Source organism: Limnofasciculus baicalensis BBK-W-15 (genome assembly GCF_024178385.1).
GTDB lineage: Bacteria > Cyanobacteriota > Cyanobacteriia > Cyanobacteriales > Coleofasciculaceae > Limnofasciculus > Limnofasciculus baicalensis.
Window position 1 is genome coordinate 1 of record NZ_JAMZMM010000043.1, and the last position, 24,049, is coordinate 24,049.

Genomic DNA, 24,049 nt, shown 5'->3' on the forward strand with positions numbered 1-24,049 from the left:
CAATAACCAACAACCAACAACCAATAACCAACAACCAACAACCAACAACCAATAACCAATAACCAATAACCAATACTCAAGCCGAATGTCCCATTTCTTGAAAATCCAAGCTATCTGGAAACACATCCGGAGAAAACATTTGCCACAGAGCTTGGAAATAAGGCATAAATAGCGCTGCCTGTTTCGGTTCCAAACGTTCCCTCAATTCTAACCCAATTAAATGGATCATTTGCCGCACCAGTTCCCACCGCACCTTTAATGTTGGATAAATCATGACACACAAGGGAAATAACTCTTGTTGAATTGGTGCAATACTCTGTTCCAGTACACAAAGGCACAAATAAATCTGGAACATCTCTACATCTCGGAGACTGGAACTCTTGATCTTCGATTCACTCAAAGTACCGCTATAGCAACGATAATTTGGATTCAACTCACTTGCCCTCGCTACAATCTTTCTGGCAATTTCACTATTTATGGGTAACAATTTTGCCAGTATTTGCAAAATAGAAGAATTGCGATCGCAATTAGCTGCTGACTCGTACAAACGTTGTAAAGGAATGTATAGATGATCGTCAATCACTTTAAAATAAGTACCAACAGTAGCTTGATCCGACACAGGAAGAAGTTTTAAAAGCAACTGTCCGGTATAGTGAAATTGCATACTAACAAACCCCAACACCCTAGGATCAATTGCTGTGTATTTCTGTCGGATGTAACCCAAGTCTGGAGCAATAAACACTGCGAGGCGTTGCGGCATTACTCGATTGCCATAAGCTAACAGTACTTTCTCATAGATACGGTAGGTATCTTTAGTAATTTCCCAAGGATCGATTAACCGATAATTAATCCCTTGTCGCCTCACTTCTTGGGACAAGAAGGTTTCTGTTTTTGACCAAGATTGGATAGTGATTGAACGTATGGAATCTAACAGTCTTTGAGCAGTTATCGCTTCTAATCCTTGTGTGTTACCTTTCCAGGAGTTCTCTGTTTCTCTCACTTTTTGCACATACTTTTTCGCCCATAGCTTAGAGAAAGTCTCAATTGAATGGACTTTTACTTTGACCGAATTTGGCAAGTATCCCACTTTATTAACTGAATCCATGACACCTCTTTTTTTAAAAAACTAGAGATCAATGCTTTAGAGTCGGGTGTCAGTCATGACAACCAAGTTGAAGGATATTATTTAAACAAAGTTTAAATAACCATCCAAAACAGCGAATCCTATACAGGATGCGGTGAGTGTCCTCTGCTTCTAATGTTACTTTTATACTATTGGGTAGTGTACGGTAAAAAAACTGTAAAAGTGTTAAACAAGCTTATAGAATTGTTAAGTAATACTGAGTCAGGTCATCAGTCAGCTAATTACTAATTCTTGAGGGAACTAGGCAACAGGGAACAGGGAACATAAAATTTATACCATTAGCCATTAGCCATTTCCCGATTTTCCTCTATCAACTCCTGTAAAATAGGGTTGACAATCTCTGGTGCTTCATCTTGGGGACAATGACCTAAGCCTTCTAGAGGTATAAATTTTGCCACGGTGGGAAATTTACCTAACTCTCGTCCCAATTCTATCGGTTCCCAAGGATCTTCAGTTCCCCATAAAATTATTGCAGGGCAAGATAGTCGGGGTAGCAAGTCTTCCGCTAAAGGACCACCGGAATAACGGGTGAAGGCTAAAAATACATCAACTGCTCCTTCATCCCTAGCGGGTTTCATTATAATATCCACGAGTTCCTCTGTAACAGCTTCGGGACGGTGGTATGCTTGTAACAGAATTTTCCTGACTACTTGGGGTTGAGCAAGTCGATCAAAAAAGAGCTTACCCAGCCACTTCATACTCAGTAGCGATTGTACAATAGGTGTCCCCAATTGCCTGTACCATGGTAGGGTAGCCCGTTTGCGATCGTGAAGCAGTCGCAAGGAACAGTTAATCAAGCTAACACCCAAAACTAATTCAGGAAAGTCCACAGCAGCTTGTAAGACAACAATACAGCCAATCGAATTACCCACAAAAAAAGCGGGAGTCCCCACCACCTCCCGACAGAAATCAGCCACTTGCTGTCCCCAGGTTTCAAAGGTATACTCAATTTCAAGTCCTGGAGTCGGCTTCGCTGAAGCCCCAAAGCCAATCAAGTCAATGGCATAACAGCGATAAGTTTCTCCCAAAATAGGCAAATTCTTCCGCCAATGACCAGAAGAAGCCCCAAATCCATGTACCATAACGATGACAGGCAATTTTCCTGTTTTACGGGTTGGTGCGGCACAGGTGGTATAGCGAATGGGGAAGCCTCTCCACGTCCAAGTTTTGGTTTCAATGTGAGGATGGAGGGTATCAGGGGAGGAGGAGACTGTCATGGCGAATCTGAGAGTGTTTTGGTGTAATATTTACATTATTTAATATATTTTTGTAATAAACTGAAAGAGTTTGTATTAAACCTACCCAAATGTCCCACAGACTAGGCGCGATAATTGACCAATGTTCCCTTTGCGCTTCGTACTGGGATTGTGTAAATATTAATTAATTGTAAAATTTTCTTGGTGCTGTCTTAATGTTGCTGCAAACCTCTACCACATCTCATGTCCAATTCCTAGGCTCCGAATATCAGGTTTCCTACGAAACCTCGCGGGTGGTGATTCTCCCGATTCCCTTTGAGGCGACGACAACCTATCGCAAAGGCTGTGAGAATGGTCCCGATGCCTTGTTGGTAGCCTCAGAGCAGTTAGACTACTATGATGATGAACTAGAACGAGAAACTTACTTGGCTGCTAGGATTTATACTCACTCTGCGATCGCCGATACTAGAGGCTCCCAAAAAATTTCCTCCGTAGACATGCTGAGGTTGACTCGCGAGACAGTGTGTAAGATCGTTCAAGATGGCAAATTTGCGATCGCACTGGGAGGGGAACACAGCATTACCAGTGGCATTGTCGATGCTTACCGCCAATTTTACCCGGAACCTTTCACTGTCATTCAAATCGATGCCCACGGTGATATGCGCCACGAGTATGAAGGTTCGATTTACAACCATGCCTGTGTGATGCGTCGAATTATCGATATGGGGTTGCCCACACTTCCAATTGCCATCCGCAGTCTTTGTCAAGAAGAAGCCAATTTGATTAAAGAAAAATCGATTCCGGTAATGTGGGCAAGAGAGATTGCCAAAGATCCTAATTGGATTGATAAAGCTATTTCTAATATTTCTACCGAACGAGTATTTATTACTATCGATTTGGATGGAATCGATCCCGGTTCGATGCCGGGAGTGGGTACTCCAGAGCCAGGTGGATTAAGTTGGTACGCCCTCACAGATTTTCTACGGCGAGTATTTGAAACCCATCAAGTCATCGGCTGCGATGTGATGGAATTAGCCCCCGTTATTGATTCTGTAGTATCTCAATTTAGTGCAGCGAAACTAGTATATAAGTTAATTGGTTATCAAGCCTTAGTTCAAGGTTGGTAAGGTACTCAATTAATTGGCAGGAAAGGAAGAAAAGGGGAGAGCGTTAAATAGGTAGGAAGAAATAAACCCAGATTGCAATTGTTCGGAGAATACTATTGGTCTAGGGAAGGCAAGAGTAAGTATAATTTATTTTACGTTTAATTCTCCCCGCCTAATTGGAAAAAGTTTTTTTGTTCACCAAAACGCAAGTTGTATGAGTCTAATGGAAAAAATCGGCACTCCCATTGGCAGTTACGCACCCGACTTTGAACTCCCAGGAATTGATGGCGAAGTTCATCACCTTTCCTCTTACCTGAGAAACTGGAGGGCAGTAGCAGTAATATTTATGAGCAATGAATGTCCCTGTGTCTCCGCTTATTTATATAGGCTAAAACAAATTCAATCTCAGTTTCAAAGTCAGAGAGTAACACTAGTAGGAATTAACGCTAACGATTTATATCAATACCCCAAAGATAGCTTCGAGAAAATGAAAAAGTTTGCCAGGGTAAATCAGCTTAATTTTCCTTACCTTTGGGACCCAACTCAGGATGTGGCACAGGGATTTGGTGCAGAGATAACCCCAGAAGTATTTTTGATTGACAAAAAAGGCATTCTCCGCTATAGCGGTCAAATTGATGATAGCCCTCATCAAGCAGAAGAAGTTCGGGTGCGTTATCTGGAAAATGCGATCGCGGCTGTACTCGCAGGGGAAGAGGTGTCACCAAAATCAACAGAAGCAATTGGCAGCAACTTGCGGTGGCGCTATTAGGACAGGGGAGTGTTATCTTATGTGACAGGCAATAGTCAAGAAAAAAGAGTCGTAGCATGGGGATAAAATACCGACGGGTTTTACTAAAGTTGAGCGGTGAAGCATTAATGGGGCAATTGGGCTACGGTGTCGATCCCAACGTGGTGCAAGAGATATCTACTGAAGTCGCCGAAGTAGTAGGTGATGGGGTTCAGATGGCGATTGTTGTCGGTGGCGGCAATATCTTTCGTGGCTTGAAAGCAGCCGCAGGGGGCATGGATCGGGCAACGGGTGATTATATTGGTATGATTGCTACAGTGATGAATGCCTTAACCCTGCAAGATGCTCTAGAGCGAATGGGTATACCAACACGAGTACAAACCGCGATCGCAATGCAAGAAGTGGCAGAACCATATATCCGCCGCCGTGCAATTCGCCACCTCGAAAAAGGACGAGTGGTGATTTTTGGGGCGGGTTCGGGTAATCCTTTCTTTACCACGGATACTACCGCCGCTTTGCGGGCAGCAGAAATCGATGCCGAGGTGATCTTTAAGGCGACCAAAGTAGACGGGATTTATGATGCAGATCCCCATCAGAATCCCAATGCCCGTCGTTACGAAAGTCTCACCTACGGACATGTCCTTGCTCACGACTTACGAGTGATGGATAGTACTGCGATCGCCTTGTGTAAGGAAAATAATATCCCAATTATGGTATTTGATCTTACAGAGCGCGGAAATATCTGTCGCGCTGTTAAGGGAGAACCAGTTGGCACAATTGTGGGAGGTTTTTGTGAAGTTAGATGAAGTCGAAAGCTCTATGCAGAAAGCTGTTGATGCAGCTCAACGGGATTTTAATAGCATTAGAACAGGTCGAGCCAATGCTAGTCTCTTGGATCGGGTGATAGTTGAATACTACGGGACACCAACGTCCCTCAAGTCCCTGGCAAACATTAACACGCCAGATGCTTCCACAATTACGATTCAACCTTATGACAAAAAGAGCCTAAACCAGATTGAGAAGGCAATTTCCCTGTCCGATGTTGGCTTAACCCCCAGCAACGATGGTCAGGTGATTCGGTTAAATGTACCCCCCCTGACTGCCGAACGTCGCAAAGAATTTGTGAAAATGGCAAAAAAGTTGGCAGAAGATGGGAAAGTCTCAATTCGGAATGTTCGCCGCGATGGGGTTGACTCTGTGCGGAAACAGGAAAAAAATAGCGAACTCTCGGAGGATGAAGCGCGAGATATCCAAGACAAGATGAAAAAATTAACAGACAAGTACATTAGCAAAATCGATGAATTACTAGCTGAAAAAGAAAAAGATATCATGACCGTTTAACACAAAAAAAATAGGGCTAACATAGAAACCCGGAATATTCACGGGAATAGATCGTTTCATCAGTCTAAGTCCAAAAAACCAGAATATTCGTGGTAGCCCAGAAGTCCTAAAAAATACTGGTGGCTAAGGCTTAAGTCTGAAAGTAGGATTAATCTAGCCCACCATTTTTTGTAAAGATTGTAGCCAAATGTTTGATTGCATAATTGTTGGTGCCGGTCCAGCCGGAGGAACAGCCGCCTATCACCTCGCCAAACGAGGCAGAAAGGTTCTGGTTTTAGAAAAAGAATCATTACCTCGGTACAAGCCTTGTGGTGGTGGAGTGTCACCTATCGTGCAAGAGTGGTTTGATTTTGACTTTACGCCAGCCATATCCCTGAAAGCTAATGCTGTTAGTTATACCTGGCAAATGGGAGATCCCGTCGAAGTAAATCTGAATACCAAGGAAGCCGTTTGGATGGTACGGCGAGAAGTATTCGACCATTTTTTGATTCAGCAGGCACAAAAACAAGGTGCGGAACTTCAGGATGGTACAGAAGTAACTGGTATCGAGTTTAAGAGCGATCGCTGGCAAGTTAAGACTGCCAATGGTACTCTTGAGGGTCAGTATCTAATTGCTGCTGACGGCGCTAAGGGACCAATGGCAAAATGGCTGGGTTTCAAGGAACGCCAACGGCAAATGGCTGGTGCCCTCGAAGCCGAAAGTCCAGCTCCTACTCCAACTCAGCCAACGATTCATTTTGACTTCGGTGAGGTGAAAAATGGGTATATCTGGAATTTTCCTAAAGCAGGTGGTTACTCAATTGGTATTGGTACTTTCCGAGGCGGTGGAAATCCAGATTTAAAAGGTATCGTTGCTAAATATGCCGAGCAATTTGGTGTAGATTTTCAGACATGTAAGCAGTACGGTCATGGTTTGTGTCTGTGGGATGGTAATCAGAAATTGCACACCCAAAATGCTCTTTTGGCTGGCGAAGCCGCTTGTGTGGTAGATCCTTTTACCGCAGAAGGGATTCGCCCTTCTATGTTTACTGGCTTAAAGGTGGCTGATGCGATTGACGGAGCCTTGGCTGGAAATATTAATGCCCTGGAAAAATATAGCCAGGTGATTCAGGAAGAATGGGGTAGCGATATGGTGTGGGCAAAACGCTTGGCTGGAGGCTTCTACAGCTTCCCTAAAGTGGGCTACAAAGTTGGTGTCAAGCAACCAAGCGCTACCCTAATCATGCTGAAGATTCTTTCTGGGGAATTGCGTTATTCAGAGGTGGTTAACCGCGCACTGAAGCGTTTGGGTGGCAGTTTCGTTCCGGGTATGGGCGGAAAATAAATTGTTCAAAGTCCCCTTTTTAAAGGGAAATAAATTGCTCAAAGTCCCCCTTTTTAAGCAGAGCGGTTTCATTCTCCTCAACAACAACAGGTTAAAACCTGTTGCTATACAGGCTAAACCACCCTTTGGCGGTTCAACTTATTTGTTAATAACTAATGCAAGACTTGCTAACCTGCGAAGGCAGGTTTTGTCTGTGTAGCGACAGATTGAAATCTGTCGTCAAATTTGAGAATGAAACAGCCCTGCCTTTTTTAGGGGGATTTAGGGGGATCTAATTAGATGAGGATTATAGCGGCTTTCCGTTGCATGAAGTACAAAATAGAAACCGGGTTTCTTGAAGAAACCCGGTTTCTGGGAGTTTTTGGGGTGTACTTGATGGAACTGAAAATCGCGATCATAAATCGGTGACCTAGACTACTACGATAAGATAGACGAGTAAAGTGCATCTCAAACAGCGATGGATTGGATTGTCAAACAAACACAAAGTATTGTTGACACATGCTCTCAGCTATTGACAACTAAGCTGTTTGAGTTTGGTGGCAAACCCTTTTCCCTGAGTACCCTAGTCCAACTAATTTTTTTTATTTTAATCGCGTTGGTGTTTGCTCGCACCATCAGCGAGTGGATGAAGCGACAACTGTTGGTGCGCTTCAAATTTGACAGGGGAAGTAGGGAAGCAATTGCATCTGTCACCCATTACATTCTGGCAATCTTAGGGTTTTTTATTGTTCTCCAAAGTGCTGGAATTAATTTAAGTTCTTTAACGGTGCTTGCAGGTGCGCTCGGGATCGGTTTTGGCTTTGGACTCCAGAATTTAGCTAGTAATTTTATTAGTGGGGTGACTCTTCTATTCGATCAACCAATTAAAGTTGGCGACTTTATTGAAGTTGATACCCTGTTAGGCACTGTTGAAAAAATTTCAATTCGTTCAACAGTCGTCCGTACATTAGATGGTGTTTCCGTCATTGTTCCTAATAATAGATTTATTGAAAATCATATTATTAATTGGAGCTATCAAGATCCAAAATGTCGGATTCATATTCCCGTTGGTGTTGCCCATGATAGCGAGCCTGTTTTAGTAACGGAAGCCCTTTTAGCGGCGGCTCATAAGGATTCGAGAGTATTATCTAATCCTGCGCCTAAAGTTTGGTTTAAGCGGTTTGGCGAGGAGGCTTTAGAGTTTGAACTACTAGTTTGGATTGACGATCCGCCGGAAACCGATCCCATTACCAGTACATTGAACTTTCTGATTGAAGCAGAATTCCGCGATCGCAGTATCGCAATTGCTTTACCCCAACGAGATGTTTATATCCGGAATGTAGAAGCTATAGCTGCTTTACTGCAAAACAAACCAAATTTAGAGGGTGTTAATGCCAATAGTTTTAGCAAAAATATACCTGTCCTATCAACTGCACAAAAACCACCGAAATCTCTCAGTAATTGGACTCTGCGAGATTTATTACGGAGAATTAGTTACTTTGAAAAATGTAGCGATCTAGAGCTGCGGGATTTGATTGAATATGGGTATAGACAATTGTTCCCTACCAACCAGCTTATTTGTCAGGAGAATGAGCCTGGTGATTCATTTTATCTGATTTTATCTGGATCGGTTGAAGTATTTTCTCAACGAGCTGGCAAATATATTGCTACCCTCCATGAAGGTGAATTTTTTGGTGAAATTTCTGTCTTGATGGGAACTACTCGTTCGGCTAGTGTCCGCACTCTAGAAGATACAATTTTGTTTATAGTTGAGCGAAATGAATTGCAAAAGCTATTAATGAGCCATCGCCAACTAGCCGATCAAATTGCCCAAAAACTATCCGAACGTCAACAGTCATTACGGGATTTGGGACTATTGGTAGAAGAAGCTGAATCAGAACAGACACCTTTAGAACGGATTCGCAAACGGATTACCACGATCTTTGGAATTTAAAATAATCTGAGTTATAATTGTAAATTAAGATATCGAAAATAAAAACTATTCATATTATCTACGAGTCTATGGAACAGATTAAAGTCTTGTTAGTAAAAAATGATCTCAGCGAGGAGTTGCCATGCCAGACTAAAATTACGCAAGTAAATTCGGAATGCGCATATACTATTGCTGCCTCAATTGCCGAAGCCAAAACTATCCTAGAATCTGAACAATTTGATATAGCCGTATTAGATTATCACTTAATAGATAGAAGGGGGATAGAAATTCTAGAGCAAATCTTTGCAGGAAAAGCTCCTGCAATCATCAATATTACCGAGCGGAAACAGACGGTAGAAGCTCTACAAAAACTTAATAGTGAACTAGAATTAAGAGTTGAAAAACGTACCGCTCAACTCACCCAACTCAACCAACAGTTGATTGAAGAAATTGCCCAACATCGGGAAACAGAAAACGCATTAAATCTCCAAATTGAGCGACTGAGCCAATTGTATAAGCTGGTTGTAGAACTAAAGCAAGCAGAAACAATTCCTGAAATTTTCCGAATTGCTGTTGAGGGAATTCAACAAACATTAAAATCCGATCGGGCAGCATTACTAACGCAAGATCCACAAGGAAAAATCTCATATCAAGCCTCTGTAGGTATCAGTGATGCCTACAAGCAATCTATAGAAGAATACCTAGAATTTTGGAATAGTCAACTTGGCTCGGAGTTCATCATGATTCCGAATCTGGGGAATGAGAGAGAGGTTAATTTGTTGGAGGCACTGCGCCAAGCCGAAGGAATTAGATCGACTGCCTCCTTCCCACTTTGTTACAAAGATCATCCACTTGGCAAGCTGATTGTCTATTACAATACACCCCATCATTTCCAAACCGAAGAAATCCAGTTAGCCAAAACAATCGCCACATACGTGGCCGCGATCATCACTCGTAAGCGAGGTGAAGAAGCACTACGGGATAGTAACGATAAACTTTCCATTACCAACGCGGATCTTGCCCGCGCTACTCGTCTCAAAGACGAGTTTCTCGCTAGCATGAGTCACGAATTGCGCACCCCGCTTAACGCTATTTTAGGTATGTCTGAAGGGTTAGAAGAGGCGGTATTTGGTCCCCTCAACAATCGCCAAGAAAAAGCGATCGCTACCATCGCCCGGAGCGGCAGACATTTGCTTGAACTAATTAACGATATCCTAGACTTGGCGAAGATTGAAGCCGGAAAATTGGAGTTGCAACTGACTAATATTTCGGTGAGAAATCTCTGTGAATCTAGCCTCACATTCGTCAAACAGATGGCGCTCAATAAAAATATTGTATTGAGGGCTAACCTCCCTCATGATATTGGTAAAATTTACGCAGACGATCGCAGAATGCGACAGGTATTGATTAACCTACTTAGTAACGCGGTAAAGTTTACTCCCAATGACGGTAGCGTAATCCTGCGGGTGAGGCGAGAGAAACAATTTTTAGTCTTTGAAGTTGAAGATACTGGCATCGGTATCGCACCAGAAAACATTGACAAACTATTTGAGTCATTTGTCCAGATTGACAGCAGTTTGAGCCGCCAATACTCTGGCACAGGGCTTGGTTTATCTCTAGTACGTCGCCTTGTTGAATTACACAGTGGTAATGTTAATGTGGAGAGTGAAGTTGGCAACGGCAGTTGTTTCAGTGTCAGAGTTCCCCATCAGCGTTTGGGATTAGGCGCGATCGCGAAGCGCTGTAGCGATGGTGTTGGCGCAAAGGTAGGGAGATTAGAAGCGTCAGCGCCGATTTTATTACCACAATTAGGGGTTTGTGGATCTGTGGTAGAGCGAGATCGAGAGGAGGAGCGCAAGGGATCGCACTCAGATAACTCATCTACTACGCCAATCGTAGTGGTAGATCGGGAAAAAGAGCCGCCACTAATTTTATTGGCAGAAGACAATCAGGCGAATATTGATACAATTTCCGACTATTTGATTGGTAGAGGCTATCGGTTAGTCTTAGCTAATAATGGACAAGATGTAATCACCATCGCCAAAGAGCGGAAACCCGCTCTAATTTTAATGGATATTCAAATGCCTCAGATAGATGGATTAGAGGCTACTCGCCAGATTCGCACCGACAGCGAATTGGCAAATATTCCCATCATTGCTCTCACTGCGTTAGCCATGTCTGGGGATCGGGAAAAATGTCTAGAGGCGGGTGCTAGTGAATACCTGACAAAACCCGTTAGGTTGAAGCAACTTACCCATGCCATTGAGCGACTCTTAAATAGATAAAACTTTGTTTTCCTTATGAATTATCAACCGACTGTACTAGTAATTGACGACGATCCAGATAACTTTGATGTTATTGAAACTCTGTTGTCTCATGAAAGGTATCTTTTGAACTATGCTTCCAGTGGCATTAAGGCACTCGATCGCTTAGACACGAGCGCACCAGATCTCATTTTACTGGATGTGATGATGCCAGATATGAATGGCATAGAAGTTTGTCGTCGTATCAAAACGAATCCAACCAGGCGACACATTCCGATTATCATGGTGACTGCTCTTAGCTCTAAAGAGGATCTCGCCCGTTGTCTCGACACAGGAGCTGATGACTTTCTGAGTAAACCAGTTAATGGGATAGAATTGCGAGCCAGAATCCGTTCCCTCCTCCGGATTAAGCAACAATATGATGCCCTCCAAGCCTCTCTACAAATTAGGCAAGATATGTCTAACATGATCGTTCATGACTTGCGAAATCCCCTCACTAGTATTATGCTCTCATGCGAAATGCTGAAACTAACAGACTTGGCAGAAGTACAACAAAAAAAGATTAAACAGATTGGCATCGCCAGCAAACATCTGGAATCTTTAATTGATAGTCTATTAATCATGGCAAAGTTAGAAGCTGGTCAAATGCTGCTAAATTTAAGTGAGGTGGATCTCGTCGAAATGGCTGAGATGGTTATATCTGATTTGCAACCTATGGCGACTCAACGCCGGATTCAACTGATCGCCAATCTACCTACCTGCCAGAAATTTATTAAATTAGATAGCAGCCTATTTAGACGAGTTTTCGATAACTTATTGATGAATGCAATTAAGTTTTCTCCCAAAGATAGTCAGGTAATAGTGGAGATTGATTACCCCTCCCATGTCGATGCGATAATTCGCGTGATCGATCGAGGTACTGGTGTGAGTCAAGATCTCAAACAGAGTATTTTTGAGAAGTACGCAGTAGGTAGTTTATTTCCTGATGTTAAACAGACTGGTTTGGGATTAGCATTCTGCAAAATGGCTGTAGAAGCCCAAGGTGGCACAATTTATATTTCAGACAATGAACCTAAAGGTTCTATTTTTACGGTGGAAGTTGATAGATCTCATCCTATTCAATACTGCGATCATCTGGTTCAGAATTGTTAAGATATAGATTAATAATATGGAGATATGTAAGAGGCAATGGGGAAGAATAAATATTCTAATTCCATTATTTTTATATGACTGACATCGCTACATGACATATAGTGTGGTGCGTTATGCTTTGCTAACGCACCCTACAGAGAGAGGCTTTGCGTAAGTCATATAAAAATAACCTCTCGATATCAGGAGTGCCGCTACTAATTTGGATCAGTATTTTATCTAGAATAAAAGTAAAATACGGTAAAAATAAAATTAGATCCGGACAAGAGAGTAGGTAGCAAGATGAAAAAGATCCTAATTATTGAAGATGAAACAGATTTGCGTGAAAGCCTCGCAGAAATTATAGCGATGCACAACTTTAAGACTATAACGGCAGAAAATGGTATTGAGGGACTAGAACAAATAGAGGAAGAGTTGCCAGATTTGGTTCTCTGTGATGTTGATATGCCGGGAATTGATGGCTATGGTGTTCTCGAAGTCCTACGTCAGAATCCGAAAACGATGACAATTCCTTTGATTTTTATCACAGGTAAAAATGAATGGGATGATATGCGGATGGGTATGAAATTGGGTGCAGATGACTACTTAACTAAACCTTTTACGGGGACAGATTTACTCAATGCAATCACAGTACGACTCGAAAGAAAAGCTGCTGTAGAAAAACAAGCTCAACAGAAATTAGACGATCTCCGTAGCCAGATTGCGATGACGCTTCCCCATGAGCTGAATACCCCTCTCAATGGTATTTTAGGTATGACTGCTATCCTCGTGGAAGAATTAGATATTCTGGAGCCAGAGGAGACTCTGGAAATGCTGAATTCCATCCAAACTTCTGCTAAACGTCTGTACCGCTTGACTCAGAATTGTCTAGTTTATGCCCAACTCGAACTAATTGCTACCGATCCCAAACGGAGGGAAGCACTCCTGTCACTTCCAGGTAGCTGCTACCCAAAAACCGCGATCGCAGAAGTGGCAAATAATATTGCTAAAGAAGCGAATAGAGAAGGAGATCTTAAACTAAATTTGCTTAATACAGAGGTGAAAATTTCTGAACCCCATTGCAAAAAAATTGCTGAAGAAATTATTGATAATGCCTTCAAATTTTCTGTAGCTGGAACACCCATAGAGGTTATTGGCAAAATAACTAATGGTTTGTTCAAATTTTACGTCAGCGATCGCGGAAGAGGTATGAACCCCGAGCAGATTGCTAGTGTGGGTGCTTATACACAATTCGATCGCAAGTTGTACCAACAACAAGGCTCGGGATTGGGGTTAGTTATCGCCAAGCGGATGACTCAACTCCACGGTGGGGATCTCAGTATTGAAAGTATCCCCGGTGTCCAGACAACTGTTAAAGTAATTCTACCCAATAATTAGGGGGTACATGGATGGTAAAAAGCCGCAGATCTATTACAAGTATCGAGTGTTCGGGTTTATCACGATGACTTTGTTGCTAATTTTTCGTGTCCACAGTAACTCGCCGCTAAGTTCTACTGAGATCTTGCACCAATGTCAATAAGCCTGGAAATGACTCTATGTTCGTTTCCAGGCTTATTGACGACGGACAAGTTCAATTTTTGATGAAAACCTTTTATCTAGTACCGTATCATCAAAAACCAAGCAAGCATTCGGATTGTCCTGAAGTTCTGAACGAACTTTTTCCCAAATCAATTCAGGCGTTAAGTTTTCTGAATTCAAATAGCGATTAATCGTATCGTGACTCAAATCGTGAGTATGTTCGGCAAAGTTCGGGAAAGCTTTGGCAATCGCCTTCTACCTCGTGCTAGAGTCATTCCTACAGGACTACGCTAGATATAGCGTAGCTGCGTAAGTCCTGTTAAAGAAACGGGGTTTCTCTGTACCTTTTCAAAGAAACGGGGTTTCTCTGTACCTCACATACCTGGAAATACCTGTAAGTCTAAATTGCTCAAGCTCAAAGAAGTGTGGTAAGCTCTCGATTAGATTTAGGATCAGATCCTGATGAATTCAACAATAGGGAATTAACCATGACTAAGACACAGACTATCTATCCTCCTAGTACAACCGAGCAAAAACCTGGTGAAGATGTAATTCAAGGGTTAACTCAAACCCCAAAGACTTTACCTGCAAAATATTTCTATGACGCACGGGGTTCCGAATTATTTGAACAAATATGCGAATTGCCAGAATATTATCCAACCCGCACAGAAGCATCAATTTTGTGTCAATATGCTCCTGAAATTGCACAGATAACTGGTTCTTGCGAATTGGTAGAGTTAGGGAGCGGGAGTTCCACTAAAACTAGACTTTTGTTAGATGCTTATCAAACCCTAGGAAATCCCTGTAAATATGTCCCTATTGATATTAGCGCAACTATTCTCAACGCCAGTGCTATTAAAATCCAAAAAGAATATCCTGAATTACAAGTTGAAGCATTTGTCGGAACTTATGAAGAAGCAATCGCCAAGTTGAAACCCACATCTTTGCCAGCGCGGATGATTTTTTTCTTGGGAAGTTCAATGGGGAACTTTACCCCAGAGGAGTGCGATCGCTTTTTTGACCAAGTTACTGCTGTACTCGCACCAGGAGATTACTTTCTCCTCGGATTTGATTTGCAAAAACCAACCGAAATTCTCGAAGCAGCCTACAATGACTCTCAAGGAGTAACGGCGGCTTTTAATTTGAATATGCTCTCCCATTTAAACTGGCGTTTTCAAGGGGATTTCGATCCGAGTTTATTCACCCATCAAGCTATTTATAATCAAACAGAAACTCAAATTGAAATGTATTTACATTGCCAAAAAAGCCATGTCGTCCATCTCAAAAGTCTGGACTTAACAGTTAGCTGGGAAACAGGGGAAAGTATCCTGACCGAAATTTCTCGTAAATTTGACTTAGAGAAGGTGGAAAAAGACCTAAAATCTAAAGGATTAAAAACCATTAAAATCTTTACAGATCCCCAAAAGTGGTTTGGTTTAATCCTCTGTCAAGCTACTAACTGACTTATCTAGAATAGGACTTACGCAAATACTCTATATGTAGGGTGCGTTATCCTCTGCTAACGCACCATTCACGCTATTAGTAATGTGGCTCCGGAAGTCCTATATAATCTTTAATTCCTTATTCCCTCAGCATTAGCTTCACAATACCATTAAGATAAGAAGAAAGACTGTTGAGATTTGTATAGCCGATTCAGGCACAGAAGAATATATGCCTCCTGCCGTTTTAATCGAAAACTTGGAAAAGCGCTACGGTGATGTCTACGCCGTCAAGGATATCTCCTTTAAAGTCGAACCTGCCGAGATTTTTGGCTTACTTGGTCCCAATGGGGCGGGGAAAACCACAACCATTCGCTGCTTGTGTACCCTAAGCAACCCAGATGGGGGTAAAATAGAGGTTGGGGGCGTTTCGGTTATTGAAAAACCGAGAGCCGCACGGCGACGCTTAGGCTATGTGGCGCAAGAAGTGGCTTTGGATAAGATGCTCACAGGTCGAGAATTATTGCAACTGCAAGCTGCACTATATCACCTCCCCTCAGCTTTTGGCAAGGAACGGGTGAAGAAAATGATTGAGGTTTTGGGATTGCAGGACTATGCTGAGAAAAAGACAGGTACTTATTCGGGAGGTTTACGGAAGCGTCTCGACTTAGCCGCTGGGTTACTCCACCAACCTGATGTTTTAGTATTAGATGAACCAACTGTTGGCTTGGATATTGAAAGCAGAGTTGTGGTGTGGAATTTTCTGCGTCAACTGCGAGAGGCGGGAACCACGGTTGTCATTACTAGCCATTATTTAGAAGAAATTGATGCTTTAGCTGACAATGTAGCAATTATCGACAAAGGCGTTGTAATTGCAGCAGGGACACCATCTCAATTAAAGGATAAAGTAGGAGGGGATCGCATTACCTTACGCCTGCGAGAATTTTCCCCCATAGAGGAAGCCCAGAAAGCGAAAGGAATGCTCCAAGCTCTACCCTTTGTCCAAGAGGTTATTATTAATATCGCTCAAGGTAATTCCCTCAATTTAGTAGTCAAGTCTCAAAGCAATGGTTTAATTACCATTCAAGAATCATTAAACGCAGCAGGTTTACCCATCTTTAGTATTGCTCAATCTCGTCCCAGTCTTGATGATGTCTACCTCGCCGCCACGGGACAAACCTTACTAGATGCTGAACTTGCCGCAGCGGGAATGCGGGATTTAAAAGCAGAGAAAAAGAAAAGTATGCGGTAAATTTGTCACTACGATCTAAATGATGATAGCCAATGTAAAGCCGATGAGAACCTTCACTGCAATTATTGAAAGAGATCTGGATACCAAACTTGATGTTGGCTATGTTCCTGGCTTTCCTGGGGCAGATTCTCAGGGAGAAAACCTGGACGAATTGCAAGAAAATCTGCGCAAGGTAATTGAGATGCTTTTGGAAGATGAAGATCTGATTTTTCAGACAGAGTTTGTTGGCACAGACAGATTGTAGTGAGGTAGGAATTATATTCCATAACGTTCAACAAAAAACCAACAACAAACAACAACAAACAACCAACAACAAACAATGAACACAACCGTTACTACTCAAAAATCCGATATTAACTGGCAACCAGAAACCAGCCAACGTATCCCAATTAACGATAATCCTGGTTTGGGGGAATTCATTCAGGAAACTTTCGCCCTCACCAAACGTCTATTTATTCAGCTACAACGCCGCCCTTCCACTTTAATTGCTGGCATCATTCAACCGCTGATGTGGCTAATCCTGTTTGGGGCATTATTTCAAAATGCACCTCAAGGATTCTTTGGGGAAGGATTAGACTATGCCAACTTCCTTGGTGCGGGAATTATTGTTTTCACAGCCTTTGCTGGCGCACTCAATGCGGGATTACCTGTAATGTTTGACCGAGAATTCGGTTTCCTCAACCGCTTGCTAGTAGCACCTTTAGCCTCTCGGTTTTCCATTGTAGTAGCTTCCGCTATTTACATTATCGCCCTGAGTTTCATCCAAACCATAGTAATAATTGGGGCTAGTGCCTTTTTGGGTGCGGGTTTGCCTAATTTAGTGGGGTTAAGTGCGATCGCATTAATTATATTCCTCCTAGTTTTAGGTGTCACCGCCTTAAGTTTAGGACTAGCTTTTGCCCTACCTGGTCACATTGAGCTAATTGCTGTTATCTTTGTGATGACATTGCCTCTATTATTTGCCAGCACAGCCCTAGCACCACTCTCTTTTATGCCGGGATGGTTACAAATTGTAGCAAGTTTAAATCCTCTCACCTACGCAATTGAACCAATTCGCTATCTTTATTTATATAGTGATTGGTCATTGGCAAGTGTGGTGATGGAAACTCCTTGGGTTTCCGTTACCTTTGGCGGGGCAATTTTAATCCTATTGGGTTTTGCTGCACTAGTATTTGTCGCAATTAGTCCCTTACTTCGCCGTCGATTTGCTTGATGGGAGTGGAGCAGCGGATGCCGTATCGGGAGGTGGGGAGTGGGGAGTGGGAGAATAATTTTGTGCCCTATTTCCTATTCCCTTAGCAACTAACAACTAACAACTAACAACTAATAACTGCTATGAAGATTAAAACACAGTTTCTGCCCAAATTAGGCTATATCGCTTTAAGCGTTGGTATTTCCACAATTGCCATGGCACTTTCCTCTGCTATTCTCCCTCAATCTGCCACAGCACAGTCAGCAGATAGAGTTAAACCTCTCGAAGATATTAACAATCGCCAAAACGAGCAAGATTCCTTAACAGGTACTGGTGGTTTGAGTGTGTTTGACTTGATTCATCGCTCACAACAAGGTGTAGATAGTCAGGGATTTTCTGACACAGTGGATCGGAATTTAGATCAAGCAACTCTGGAATTCCGCCGTCAACAATTAGAGTCTTTGAAGAATCAACAGCAAGTTTCACCAACCAATCCACCTCCTACATCTGGAACGACAAATTGAATGGGTAATGGGTAATGGCTAATGGTTAATTACTCAAATAGTTTTGAGTTTTAGGTTTTAACTTTTCCATATCTGGTTGGGGCAGGATCAATCTTGATTTACCAACTATATTAGTGGGTATTTCTCAACCCAGTCAGGGCGAAGCATTTGGACTGTATCCCTTGGGTTTCTCCGATAACTTGTCCCCCAAATGCTTCGCCCCTACCTCCAATCTATGATCCAAAAAAATACGCCCTAGCCCCTAATCCCTAGCCCATTTGGTAAATTTGTTTCTGGATCTATATCACCATAAAAATTATCACCATAGTAAGCTGATTCAATAGAGATTTTACCAATAATATGAAGGTTAAATTCTGCTAGTTCTTCCGCTGGTATCCACAATTCTTGATGAATTCGACTACCAACAATATGGACTTCAAACTGTTTCACATAGTCGTCTTCAACCTCAAACTTAGTCACGAAACCAGCAAAGCTATTACTTTTTGTATTCCAATCCCGCGCAATCTGTTCGGCATACTCAAAATTGAGTACGGGGTAAAAAATAGGCTGTTCCGGAAGTCTAGGTGGAAATGCTTTAAAATCAGCTTCAGCTATGAGTTCCAGTTCTTTTAACCCAACAGGACGATAGAGTTCCATTGTCTTGCTCCCGTGGTAAGATAATTTTGCGATCGCTTTCTCTAATGATGATACTTAATTCTTTTATAGCAAAGGAAATATTTCCAGGCGATTAGAAATCGCGGCTATACAAACAAAGTCCGCCTGCGCGGACTTTTGAAACCCGCGCAGGCGGGTTTTGTCTTTGTAGCGGCGATTTCTAATCGTTAAGCTAAATATCCTAGTTTTTCTTACGCTTCAGCTTAGAAGTAGCACCCAAAGCGCCAACAGCTAGCAAGCCTAAAACTGACGCAGGTTCCGGAACAGGTACAGGATCAGTAATGTTTACAGTAGCTGTAGATCTTGATGGTACCAGGATGCTAGCAATAGAGAAAGTGCTTGAACCGGATGTACCATTAGATAGATTTGCTGAAACATTGACCGCTGCACGACCAAAATCTGCACCTGTATCGAATAAATCACTGCCGGAAACTGATGGACCAACCCCATCAGTATCAATACCAAAGCGCAGTAAATCACCCACTGCAAATGCGCCGCTAGCAAAGGTTAATGTGAGTTGCTTATTGTTAGCAGATACAGTACGAGTGATGTCACCCGCTGATAACCCACTAGAAGTATTACCAAACCCAAAATCAAATCCAATTCCGCCAGTAGACATGAAAGCTGGCGTAATGTCAAAGGCGGCATTAGCATCTGGCGATAAGTCAAAAACTACGGAGTTGATAAACGTACCAACCGGGGCGGCATCGAAGGAAACACCAAAGAAGTTATTGCGAGTCAAAAGCACATTTAAACCTGAATCTAAACCATCTGCTGAAAAAGAAACTGTTGCGGCTTGAGCTGCTCCTGTGGCGCTTACAGCCATCAGTGCGGCTCCTGCTGCGATGGATAATTTTTTCAGAAATGTTGAATTGCTTCTCATTGCCTATTCCTCAAAAGATCAAAGTTTACTAGATCCAGATGCTAAACATATCTCCAATAATTTATTTGATTATTGGGTATGCAATTATTTGTCTAAACAAAAACCTGATGATCTTATAAGTATGGCTGTTGGTCACTTGCCATCTAACTCTCTATATCTTTCAGAATGCCAAACTTGCTATTGTTTGTCAAGGTATATCCTCGTATCTTCATCAAAGATTTAAAAATGGTTTGGGTAATTATCTGTGAATAAATCGGCTATAATCCTTGCTAGTCAATGCTTGTAGTTTTTATCTCATCGCTAGTTAATGCTTGTAGTTTTTGCCTAATCGTTTTACTCTGTGAAGTAATCATGAAGACAGGATGATGCGATAATGATGCCTTTACGTCAAACCTTATCCCTACCGGATATCCAACTCTCTTACCTAGAGTGGAATCAAGGAAAAGAACCCTTACTACTATTACATGGTTTAGCGGATCAGGCTCTGGTCTGGTCGAGTTTGGGCGATTATCTGGCTAACCGATACCATATTATCGCTCCAGATATGCGCGGTCATGGGGAGAGTAGTAAACCTGAACAGAATTATACTTTTAGAGATACTATTGCAGATCTCGAATCCCTCATGAATCACTTAGGATGGTCATCTGCTCATATTATCGGTCATTCTTGGACAGGAAAATTAGCTGCAATTTGGGCAAGAGAAAATCCCCAACGCTTCCGCAGTATGATTCTTGTCGATCCCATTTTTATCTGGAAAATACCCAGTATTTTCAAAATTACTTTCCCTTTTTTATACCGCGTTTTACCCTTTCTCAAAGCCATGGGACCTTTTTCTAGTTATGAAGAAGCAGAAAAACAGGCACGTCAGTTAAGTGAATATGAAGGATGGAGTAGTTTACAGCAGCAAGTATTTCAAGCGGGAATTGAACAAAAACCCGATGGCAGTTGGGGAAGTAAATTTACCATTGCCGCACGAGATGGTATTTTTGATGATGTCATGGCGGAAGCGGGATTTACTATTCCGATTGATATTCCTACTCTTTTCATTCAGCCAGAAAAAGGAGTTAATCGGAGGGAATGGCAAATTAAACCTTATAAAACTTATCTGAATAACTTACAAATTTGCCAAGTTGCTGGTAATCATTGGCCTTTTCTAGTACAGCCAGAGGAATTTAATCGGAGTGTGGAGGAGTTTTTGGAGAAACAGAAAGATAGCAATTGAAATTCATTTACAGTCTCACCAAATTATATAGACTGGAATTGTGCGTTAGCAAAGCGTAACGCACCCTACAATACAGACTGCTAATCGCAGACTGAGAATCTCTATAAATTTAGAGATAACATTAGTAGAAATGTATTTAACCCTGTAACACCATAAATCATTATCCTATTCATAACTATTGCTTCCTTCTTATTGTTCTCTAAAATAGACTGCGCAGGCAGTCTTTGTTTTTGTAGCAGCGACTTCCAGTCGCCCAAGCTAAAAGGAGGTAGCCAACCCGGATTTGATATAATAGGGCGATGAGCGATCGCATAACCAAACTCTGGACAGTCAGTGAAATAGAAGATCTCATCCAAAGATTCGAAAATGGGACATTACCACGAGGCGAATGGACTCATCATGCTCATCTAATTGTAGCGTTATGGTATCTTACTCATTATCCCCAACCAGAGGCAACCAATTATATTCGCAATGGCATTAAGCGATACAACCAGTCAATAACGACTTAATCTGAAAACTGAATCACACCCCACTCACCATTAATCAACCACTGAGGATCTCTGCGATTCAAATCTTCCACCTGATTTTCTTGTAAACCCGCGATTATTTCTGCCTTTAAAGTTCTTAAGGATACCATAGGTGCGGGAAAATAACAAACAATATCCTCAAAAGGAGTAGTAAATGACCATTGACAGTCCCCTAGTAAGCGGCGATAATTGGCATCTCCTTTCACAAAAATCAGCTCAGATTGACCTAACTCGCCGCGCAAATCTTCCGGCATTTCCCAAAATGGTAAAGGAGATGTCCAAAAGAAATCATCGCGACAGATTAAACGATTTTGATTAATATGCTCTGTCAAGCGATTCCCTAACGAGCTAACATCTGAATTGCTATTATTCATCAACACCGATAAAGTGAGATCTACATCCTTAATCATGGCATCAGAAACAAAGAAAGGATGAGGCTTAAGGTGAAAATAAACCCGTTCAGCAACCCCACTATCAATCAGAAAGTCTGCCAAACACAAATCGCAAAAAAGCTCAAACCCTGCATTATCAATAATAAAATCAATCCGTACCCCCCTAAAACCAGCTATTTTATCAGCAATTTTGGCAGTATCGTCTACTAAAATATTGGCTTGTTGGCTGTCACTTTCAATGCGACTGCGATCGCCCTCTTCTGCATCTTCAGGCCACATACTGAGGTCAATTCGATTACCCCAGAGGGCAAAATAGAGAAGAGCGATGGCAGACACTCTATTTTCCTGACTATTGACAAATCTATTAACTTGTGTACTCATAGCTTGGATAGAAGGGATCACCTTCACCAAACTACTAGATTTTTGCGATGCAAAGGGATCGATACCTTGAAAATTTCCAGGAGTAAAGTAACCAGTAGCTTCCAGAATGCGACGATACAAATAAACCTCAGCAAACAACCAAGGAACATCAATCCACCGTTGCCCAAGCCAAGGTTCAATATAACCTGCCCAAGCCTCTAAATCTGCCCCATGATCGCCCTTCAGCGATCGGACTATCCCATTAGGAAATTCCCGAACAATATTATCCAAATTCTCGATAATCAACGGAGAAAAATCATTTTCCTCAATAACTCGCCGAATAATAGTAGGCCAACGATCAATTAATGTCACATTAGCAAAAGAACCTTCCTCCCACATCATCAAAGGAGAAGGAACAGGTAATCGAGGTTCATTAGATAAAAATTTCACAGACGAGCTACCTTTTCCTAGGATTGACTATTCTTCAAAATCACAAATATCTTACCTCAAAACCTTTGCGCTCTACTCTGACGAGAAGCCGCTGCGCGTCTAGGCGTTAAAAATATAATCTCAATGTGAACGAGTGATAGAGGATAGAAGTTATAGTCCAACCTCTATCCTCTAACCTCTAGCTGCCAGCCTCTATTTTCACAGATAGAATCTTATCGCCCTTGCGGATAGCATTAACCACAGCCATATCCTCCGTTTTACCAAAAGTGGTGTGTACACCATCTAAATGAGGCTGAGGAGAATGACAAATAAAGAATTGACTCCCCCCAGTATCCCGTCCAGCATGAGCCATGGATAAAGTTCCAGCTAAATGCTTATTCGAGTTAATTTCACATTTAATTTTATAGCCAGGACCACCTGTTCCGGTCCCAGAAGGACAGCCCCCTTGGATCATAAAATTAGGGATAACTCGGTGAAATGTGAGTCCATCGTAAAACCCTTTTTCAATTAAGTCTACGAAATTTTTCACTGTATTTGGGGCCTCTTTATCAAATAAGTCGATATTGATTGTGCCCTTGTCGGTTTCCATAATAGCGCGGGTCATGTTTTTTTTTCCTTTCTATAGAGCTTGTCCCGATGGGGAGCTAGTATAAGTTACCACTTAATTTCCCAAATCTACCCATCCAGGAGATCCACCGCCCCGCCAAACGAGCCGACCCGAAATTTTTCTATAATATTTGTAATATTTCTTAAAATAGGTGGTATGGAATGGCTTATCCCGACTTGGAGCAAATTGCGGTTCAGCTTCAAAGCGCCAACTCGCGCGATCGCATGTTAGCATTGGCTTCGCTGCGAGAAGTGTCATCGGTGGAAGCAGTGCCGCTGATAAAAAAGGTATTAAACGACACCAGTATCCAGGTTCGTTCAATGGCAGTCTTTGCTTTGGGGATTAAGCAAACTGAGGAATGTTACCCGATTTTGGTAAAATTACTGGAAACTGACCCAGATTATGGCATTCGTGCAGATGCGGCTGGGGCGTTGGGATATCTAGAAGACGGTAGAGCTTTGGAAATATTGGTGCGGACGTTTTATGAAGATACCCATTGGTTAGTGCGCTTCAGTGCAGCGGTGTCTCTGGGAAATCTGAAAGATCCCCGCGCCCGTGATGTGCTGCTCCAAGCACTAGACAGCCCAGAAGTCGTGTTACAACAAGCTGCGATCGCGGCTTTGGGCGAAATCAAAGCGATAGATGCGGTAGATGATATTCTCCGCTTTGCCCAATCCTCCGATTGGTTGATTCGCCAACGCCTAGCCCAAGCCCTGGGTAACTTACCAACCCCAAAAAGTATTTCGGCACTGAAATTTTTAGCCAAAGACAGCAATCATCAAGTTGCTGAAGCTGCCTCAATCGCGCTGCAAGGTTTGCAGGAAGCTTGAATGAGAAGCAGGGGG

General features: G+C 42.3%; 23 protein-coding genes and 1 pseudogene. 17 read left to right on the forward strand and 7 right to left on the reverse strand.

Annotated features, from left to right (window positions below):
• Positions 1–76: 76 nt before the first annotated feature.
• Both NJ959_RS06700 and NJ959_RS06705 read right to left on the reverse strand, forming a co-directional pair.
• Complete coding sequence (locus NJ959_RS06700; RefSeq protein WP_254010979.1) at positions 77–1,105, reverse strand: bilin-binding protein; 1,029 nt, start codon at positions 1,103–1,105, stop codon at positions 77–79.
• 317 nt (positions 1,106–1,422) lie between these two features.
• A complete protein-coding gene (locus NJ959_RS06705) occupies positions 1,423–2,361 on the reverse strand; it encodes an alpha/beta fold hydrolase (protein WP_254010980.1) in 939 nt (312 codons plus the stop codon).
• A 194-nt stretch (positions 2,362–2,555) separates the two neighbouring features.
• Between NJ959_RS06705 and speB the strand changes: the two genes are divergently transcribed.
• The 9 genes from speB to NJ959_RS06750 all read left to right on the forward strand — a co-directional run bounded on the left by speB (position 2,556) and on the right by NJ959_RS06750 (position 13,561).
• Complete coding sequence (gene speB, locus NJ959_RS06710) at positions 2,556–3,467, forward strand: agmatinase (RefSeq protein ID WP_254010981.1); 912 nt, start codon at positions 2,556–2,558, stop codon at positions 3,465–3,467.
• 193 nt (positions 3,468–3,660) lie between these two features.
• Positions 3,661–4,215 carry a thioredoxin family protein gene (locus NJ959_RS06715; RefSeq protein WP_254010982.1) on the forward strand — a complete coding sequence of 185 codons (555 nt, stop codon included), beginning with the start codon at positions 3,661–3,663 and terminating at the stop codon, positions 4,213–4,215.
• A 56-nt stretch (positions 4,216–4,271) separates the two neighbouring features.
• Positions 4,272–5,000 carry a UMP kinase gene (gene pyrH, locus NJ959_RS06720; RefSeq protein ID WP_254010983.1) on the forward strand — a complete coding sequence of 243 codons (729 nt, stop codon included), beginning with the start codon at positions 4,272–4,274 and terminating at the stop codon, positions 4,998–5,000.
• Positions 4,987–5,535 (forward strand): ribosome recycling factor, encoded by a 549-nt coding sequence (frr, locus tag NJ959_RS06725; RefSeq protein WP_254011002.1) that lies wholly within the window; start codon positions 4,987–4,989, stop codon positions 5,533–5,535. The genes pyrH and frr overlap by 14 nt, the downstream gene beginning before the upstream one ends.
• A 187-nt stretch (positions 5,536–5,722) precedes the next feature.
• Positions 5,723–6,859, forward strand: a complete 1,137-nt coding sequence (locus NJ959_RS06730) for a geranylgeranyl reductase family protein (protein ID WP_254010984.1) — start codon at positions 5,723–5,725, stop codon at positions 6,857–6,859.
• A 457-nt stretch (positions 6,860–7,316) separates the two neighbouring features.
• A complete protein-coding gene (locus tag NJ959_RS06735) occupies positions 7,317–8,792 on the forward strand; it encodes a mechanosensitive ion channel domain-containing protein (RefSeq protein ID WP_373693617.1) in 1,476 nt (491 codons plus the stop codon).
• Positions 8,793–8,860: 68 nt separating this feature from the next.
• Positions 8,861–11,056: a response regulator gene (locus tag NJ959_RS06740; RefSeq protein ID WP_254010986.1), complete on the forward strand. Its 2,196-nt coding sequence runs from the start codon at positions 8,861–8,863 to the stop codon at positions 11,054–11,056.
• Between the two features lie 15 nt (positions 11,057–11,071).
• Positions 11,072–12,187, forward strand: a complete 1,116-nt coding sequence (locus NJ959_RS06745; protein ID WP_254010987.1) for a hybrid sensor histidine kinase/response regulator — start codon at positions 11,072–11,074, stop codon at positions 12,185–12,187.
• Between the two features lie 279 nt (positions 12,188–12,466).
• Positions 12,467–13,561 (forward strand): hybrid sensor histidine kinase/response regulator, encoded by a 1,095-nt coding sequence (locus tag NJ959_RS06750; RefSeq protein ID WP_254010988.1) that lies wholly within the window; start codon positions 12,467–12,469, stop codon positions 13,559–13,561.
• Positions 13,562–13,710: 149 nt separating this feature from the next.
• On the opposite strand, the pseudogene NJ959_RS06755 reads toward NJ959_RS06750, so the two are convergent.
• Positions 13,711–13,933 (reverse strand): annotated as a pseudogene (locus NJ959_RS06755) (IS701 family transposase); the annotation flags it as partial.
• A gap of 257 nt (positions 13,934–14,190) precedes the next feature.
• On the opposite strand from NJ959_RS06755, the gene egtD reads away from it, so the two are divergent.
• The 5 genes from egtD to NJ959_RS06780 all read left to right on the forward strand — a co-directional run bounded on the left by egtD (position 14,191) and on the right by NJ959_RS06780 (position 18,109).
• Complete coding sequence (egtD, locus tag NJ959_RS06760; RefSeq protein WP_254010990.1) at positions 14,191–15,165, forward strand: L-histidine N(alpha)-methyltransferase; 975 nt, start codon at positions 14,191–14,193, stop codon at positions 15,163–15,165.
• A 208-nt stretch (positions 15,166–15,373) separates the two neighbouring features.
• The gene (locus tag NJ959_RS06765) at positions 15,374–16,393 is read left to right on the forward strand and encodes an ABC transporter ATP-binding protein (protein ID WP_254010991.1); all 1,020 of its coding nucleotides are present in this window, start codon (positions 15,374–15,376) and stop codon (positions 16,391–16,393) included.
• Positions 16,394–16,436: 43 nt separating this feature from the next.
• The gene (locus NJ959_RS06770) at positions 16,437–16,637 is read left to right on the forward strand and encodes a type II toxin-antitoxin system HicB family antitoxin (protein WP_373693618.1); all 201 of its coding nucleotides are present in this window, start codon (positions 16,437–16,439) and stop codon (positions 16,635–16,637) included.
• Positions 16,638–16,712: 75 nt separating this feature from the next.
• Entirely contained in the window at positions 16,713–17,606 is an 894-nt protein-coding gene (locus NJ959_RS06775; protein ID WP_254010993.1) for an ABC transporter permease, read from the forward strand.
• A gap of 122 nt (positions 17,607–17,728) precedes the next feature.
• A complete protein-coding gene (locus tag NJ959_RS06780) occupies positions 17,729–18,109 on the forward strand; it encodes a hypothetical protein (RefSeq protein WP_254010994.1) in 381 nt (126 codons plus the stop codon).
• 234 nt (positions 18,110–18,343) lie between these two features.
• Here the strand turns inward: NJ959_RS06780 and NJ959_RS06785 are convergent, their stop codons facing one another.
• A complete protein-coding gene (locus NJ959_RS06785) occupies positions 18,344–18,745 on the reverse strand; it encodes a hypothetical protein (protein WP_254010995.1) in 402 nt (133 codons plus the stop codon).
• Between the two features lie 199 nt (positions 18,746–18,944).
• Complete coding sequence (locus tag NJ959_RS06790; RefSeq protein ID WP_254010996.1) at positions 18,945–19,646, reverse strand: PEP-CTERM sorting domain-containing protein; 702 nt, start codon at positions 19,644–19,646, stop codon at positions 18,945–18,947.
• 373 nt (positions 19,647–20,019) lie between these two features.
• On the opposite strand from NJ959_RS06790, the gene NJ959_RS06795 reads away from it, so the two are divergent.
• Positions 20,020–20,868: an alpha/beta fold hydrolase gene (locus NJ959_RS06795; protein WP_254010997.1), complete on the forward strand. Its 849-nt coding sequence runs from the start codon at positions 20,020–20,022 to the stop codon at positions 20,866–20,868.
• Between the two features lie 299 nt (positions 20,869–21,167).
• On the forward strand, positions 21,168–21,377 hold the full coding sequence (locus NJ959_RS06800) for a hypothetical protein (protein WP_254010998.1): 210 nt from the start codon (positions 21,168–21,170) through the stop codon (positions 21,375–21,377).
• On the opposite strand, the gene NJ959_RS06805 is transcribed toward NJ959_RS06800, so the two are convergent.
• Positions 21,374–22,597, reverse strand: a complete 1,224-nt coding sequence (locus NJ959_RS06805) for a damage-control phosphatase ARMT1 family protein (RefSeq protein ID WP_254010999.1) — start codon at positions 22,595–22,597, stop codon at positions 21,374–21,376. The genes NJ959_RS06800 and NJ959_RS06805 overlap by 4 nt on opposite strands.
• Positions 22,598–22,775: 178 nt before the next feature.
• A complete protein-coding gene (locus NJ959_RS06810) occupies positions 22,776–23,201 on the reverse strand; it encodes a peptidylprolyl isomerase (RefSeq protein WP_254011000.1) in 426 nt (141 codons plus the stop codon).
• Positions 23,202–23,365: 164 nt separating this feature from the next.
• On the opposite strand from NJ959_RS06810, the gene NJ959_RS06815 reads away from it, so the two are divergent.
• Positions 23,366–24,034: a HEAT repeat domain-containing protein gene (locus tag NJ959_RS06815; RefSeq protein ID WP_254011001.1), complete on the forward strand. Its 669-nt coding sequence runs from the start codon at positions 23,366–23,368 to the stop codon at positions 24,032–24,034.
• Positions 24,035–24,049 lie beyond the last annotated feature (15 nt).

Bases quoted from the DNA above. Each gene is read 5' to 3' on its own strand.
- NJ959_RS06700 (WP_254010979.1), bottom strand. From the start codon at position 1,105: ATGGATTCAGTTAATAAAGTGGGATACTTGCCAAATTCGGTCAAAGTA.
- NJ959_RS06705 (WP_254010980.1), bottom strand. From the start codon at position 2,361: ATGACAGTCTCCTCCTCCCCTGATACCCTCCATCCTCACATTGAAACC.
- speB (WP_254010981.1), top strand. From the start codon at position 2,556: ATGTTGCTGCAAACCTCTACCACATCTCATGTCCAATTCCTAGGCTCC.
- NJ959_RS06715 (WP_254010982.1), top strand. From the start codon at position 3,661: ATGAGTCTAATGGAAAAAATCGGCACTCCCATTGGCAGTTACGCACCC.
- pyrH (WP_254010983.1), top strand. From the start codon at position 4,272: ATGGGGATAAAATACCGACGGGTTTTACTAAAGTTGAGCGGTGAAGCA.
- NJ959_RS06730 (WP_254010984.1), top strand. From the start codon at position 5,723: ATGTTTGATTGCATAATTGTTGGTGCCGGTCCAGCCGGAGGAACAGCC.
- NJ959_RS06735 (WP_373693617.1), top strand. From the start codon at position 7,317: ATGGATTGGATTGTCAAACAAACACAAAGTATTGTTGACACATGCTCT.
- NJ959_RS06740 (WP_254010986.1), top strand. From the start codon at position 8,861: ATGGAACAGATTAAAGTCTTGTTAGTAAAAAATGATCTCAGCGAGGAG.
- NJ959_RS06745 (WP_254010987.1), top strand. From the start codon at position 11,072: ATGAATTATCAACCGACTGTACTAGTAATTGACGACGATCCAGATAAC.
- NJ959_RS06750 (WP_254010988.1), top strand. From the start codon at position 12,467: ATGAAAAAGATCCTAATTATTGAAGATGAAACAGATTTGCGTGAAAGC.
- egtD (WP_254010990.1), top strand. From the start codon at position 14,191: ATGACTAAGACACAGACTATCTATCCTCCTAGTACAACCGAGCAAAAA.
- NJ959_RS06765 (WP_254010991.1), top strand. From the start codon at position 15,374: ATGCCTCCTGCCGTTTTAATCGAAAACTTGGAAAAGCGCTACGGTGAT.
- NJ959_RS06770 (WP_373693618.1), top strand. From the start codon at position 16,437: ATGAGAACCTTCACTGCAATTATTGAAAGAGATCTGGATACCAAACTT.
- NJ959_RS06775 (WP_254010993.1), top strand. From the start codon at position 16,713: ATGAACACAACCGTTACTACTCAAAAATCCGATATTAACTGGCAACCA.
- NJ959_RS06780 (WP_254010994.1), top strand. From the start codon at position 17,729: ATGAAGATTAAAACACAGTTTCTGCCCAAATTAGGCTATATCGCTTTA.
- NJ959_RS06785 (WP_254010995.1), bottom strand. From the start codon at position 18,745: ATGGAACTCTATCGTCCTGTTGGGTTAAAAGAACTGGAACTCATAGCT.
- NJ959_RS06790 (WP_254010996.1), bottom strand. From the start codon at position 19,646: ATGAGAAGCAATTCAACATTTCTGAAAAAATTATCCATCGCAGCAGGA.
- NJ959_RS06795 (WP_254010997.1), top strand. From the start codon at position 20,020: ATGATGCCTTTACGTCAAACCTTATCCCTACCGGATATCCAACTCTCT.
- NJ959_RS06800 (WP_254010998.1), top strand. From the start codon at position 21,168: ATGAGCGATCGCATAACCAAACTCTGGACAGTCAGTGAAATAGAAGAT.
- NJ959_RS06810 (WP_254011000.1), bottom strand. From the start codon at position 23,201: ATGACCCGCGCTATTATGGAAACCGACAAGGGCACAATCAATATCGAC.
- NJ959_RS06815 (WP_254011001.1), top strand. From the start codon at position 23,366: ATGGCTTATCCCGACTTGGAGCAAATTGCGGTTCAGCTTCAAAGCGCC.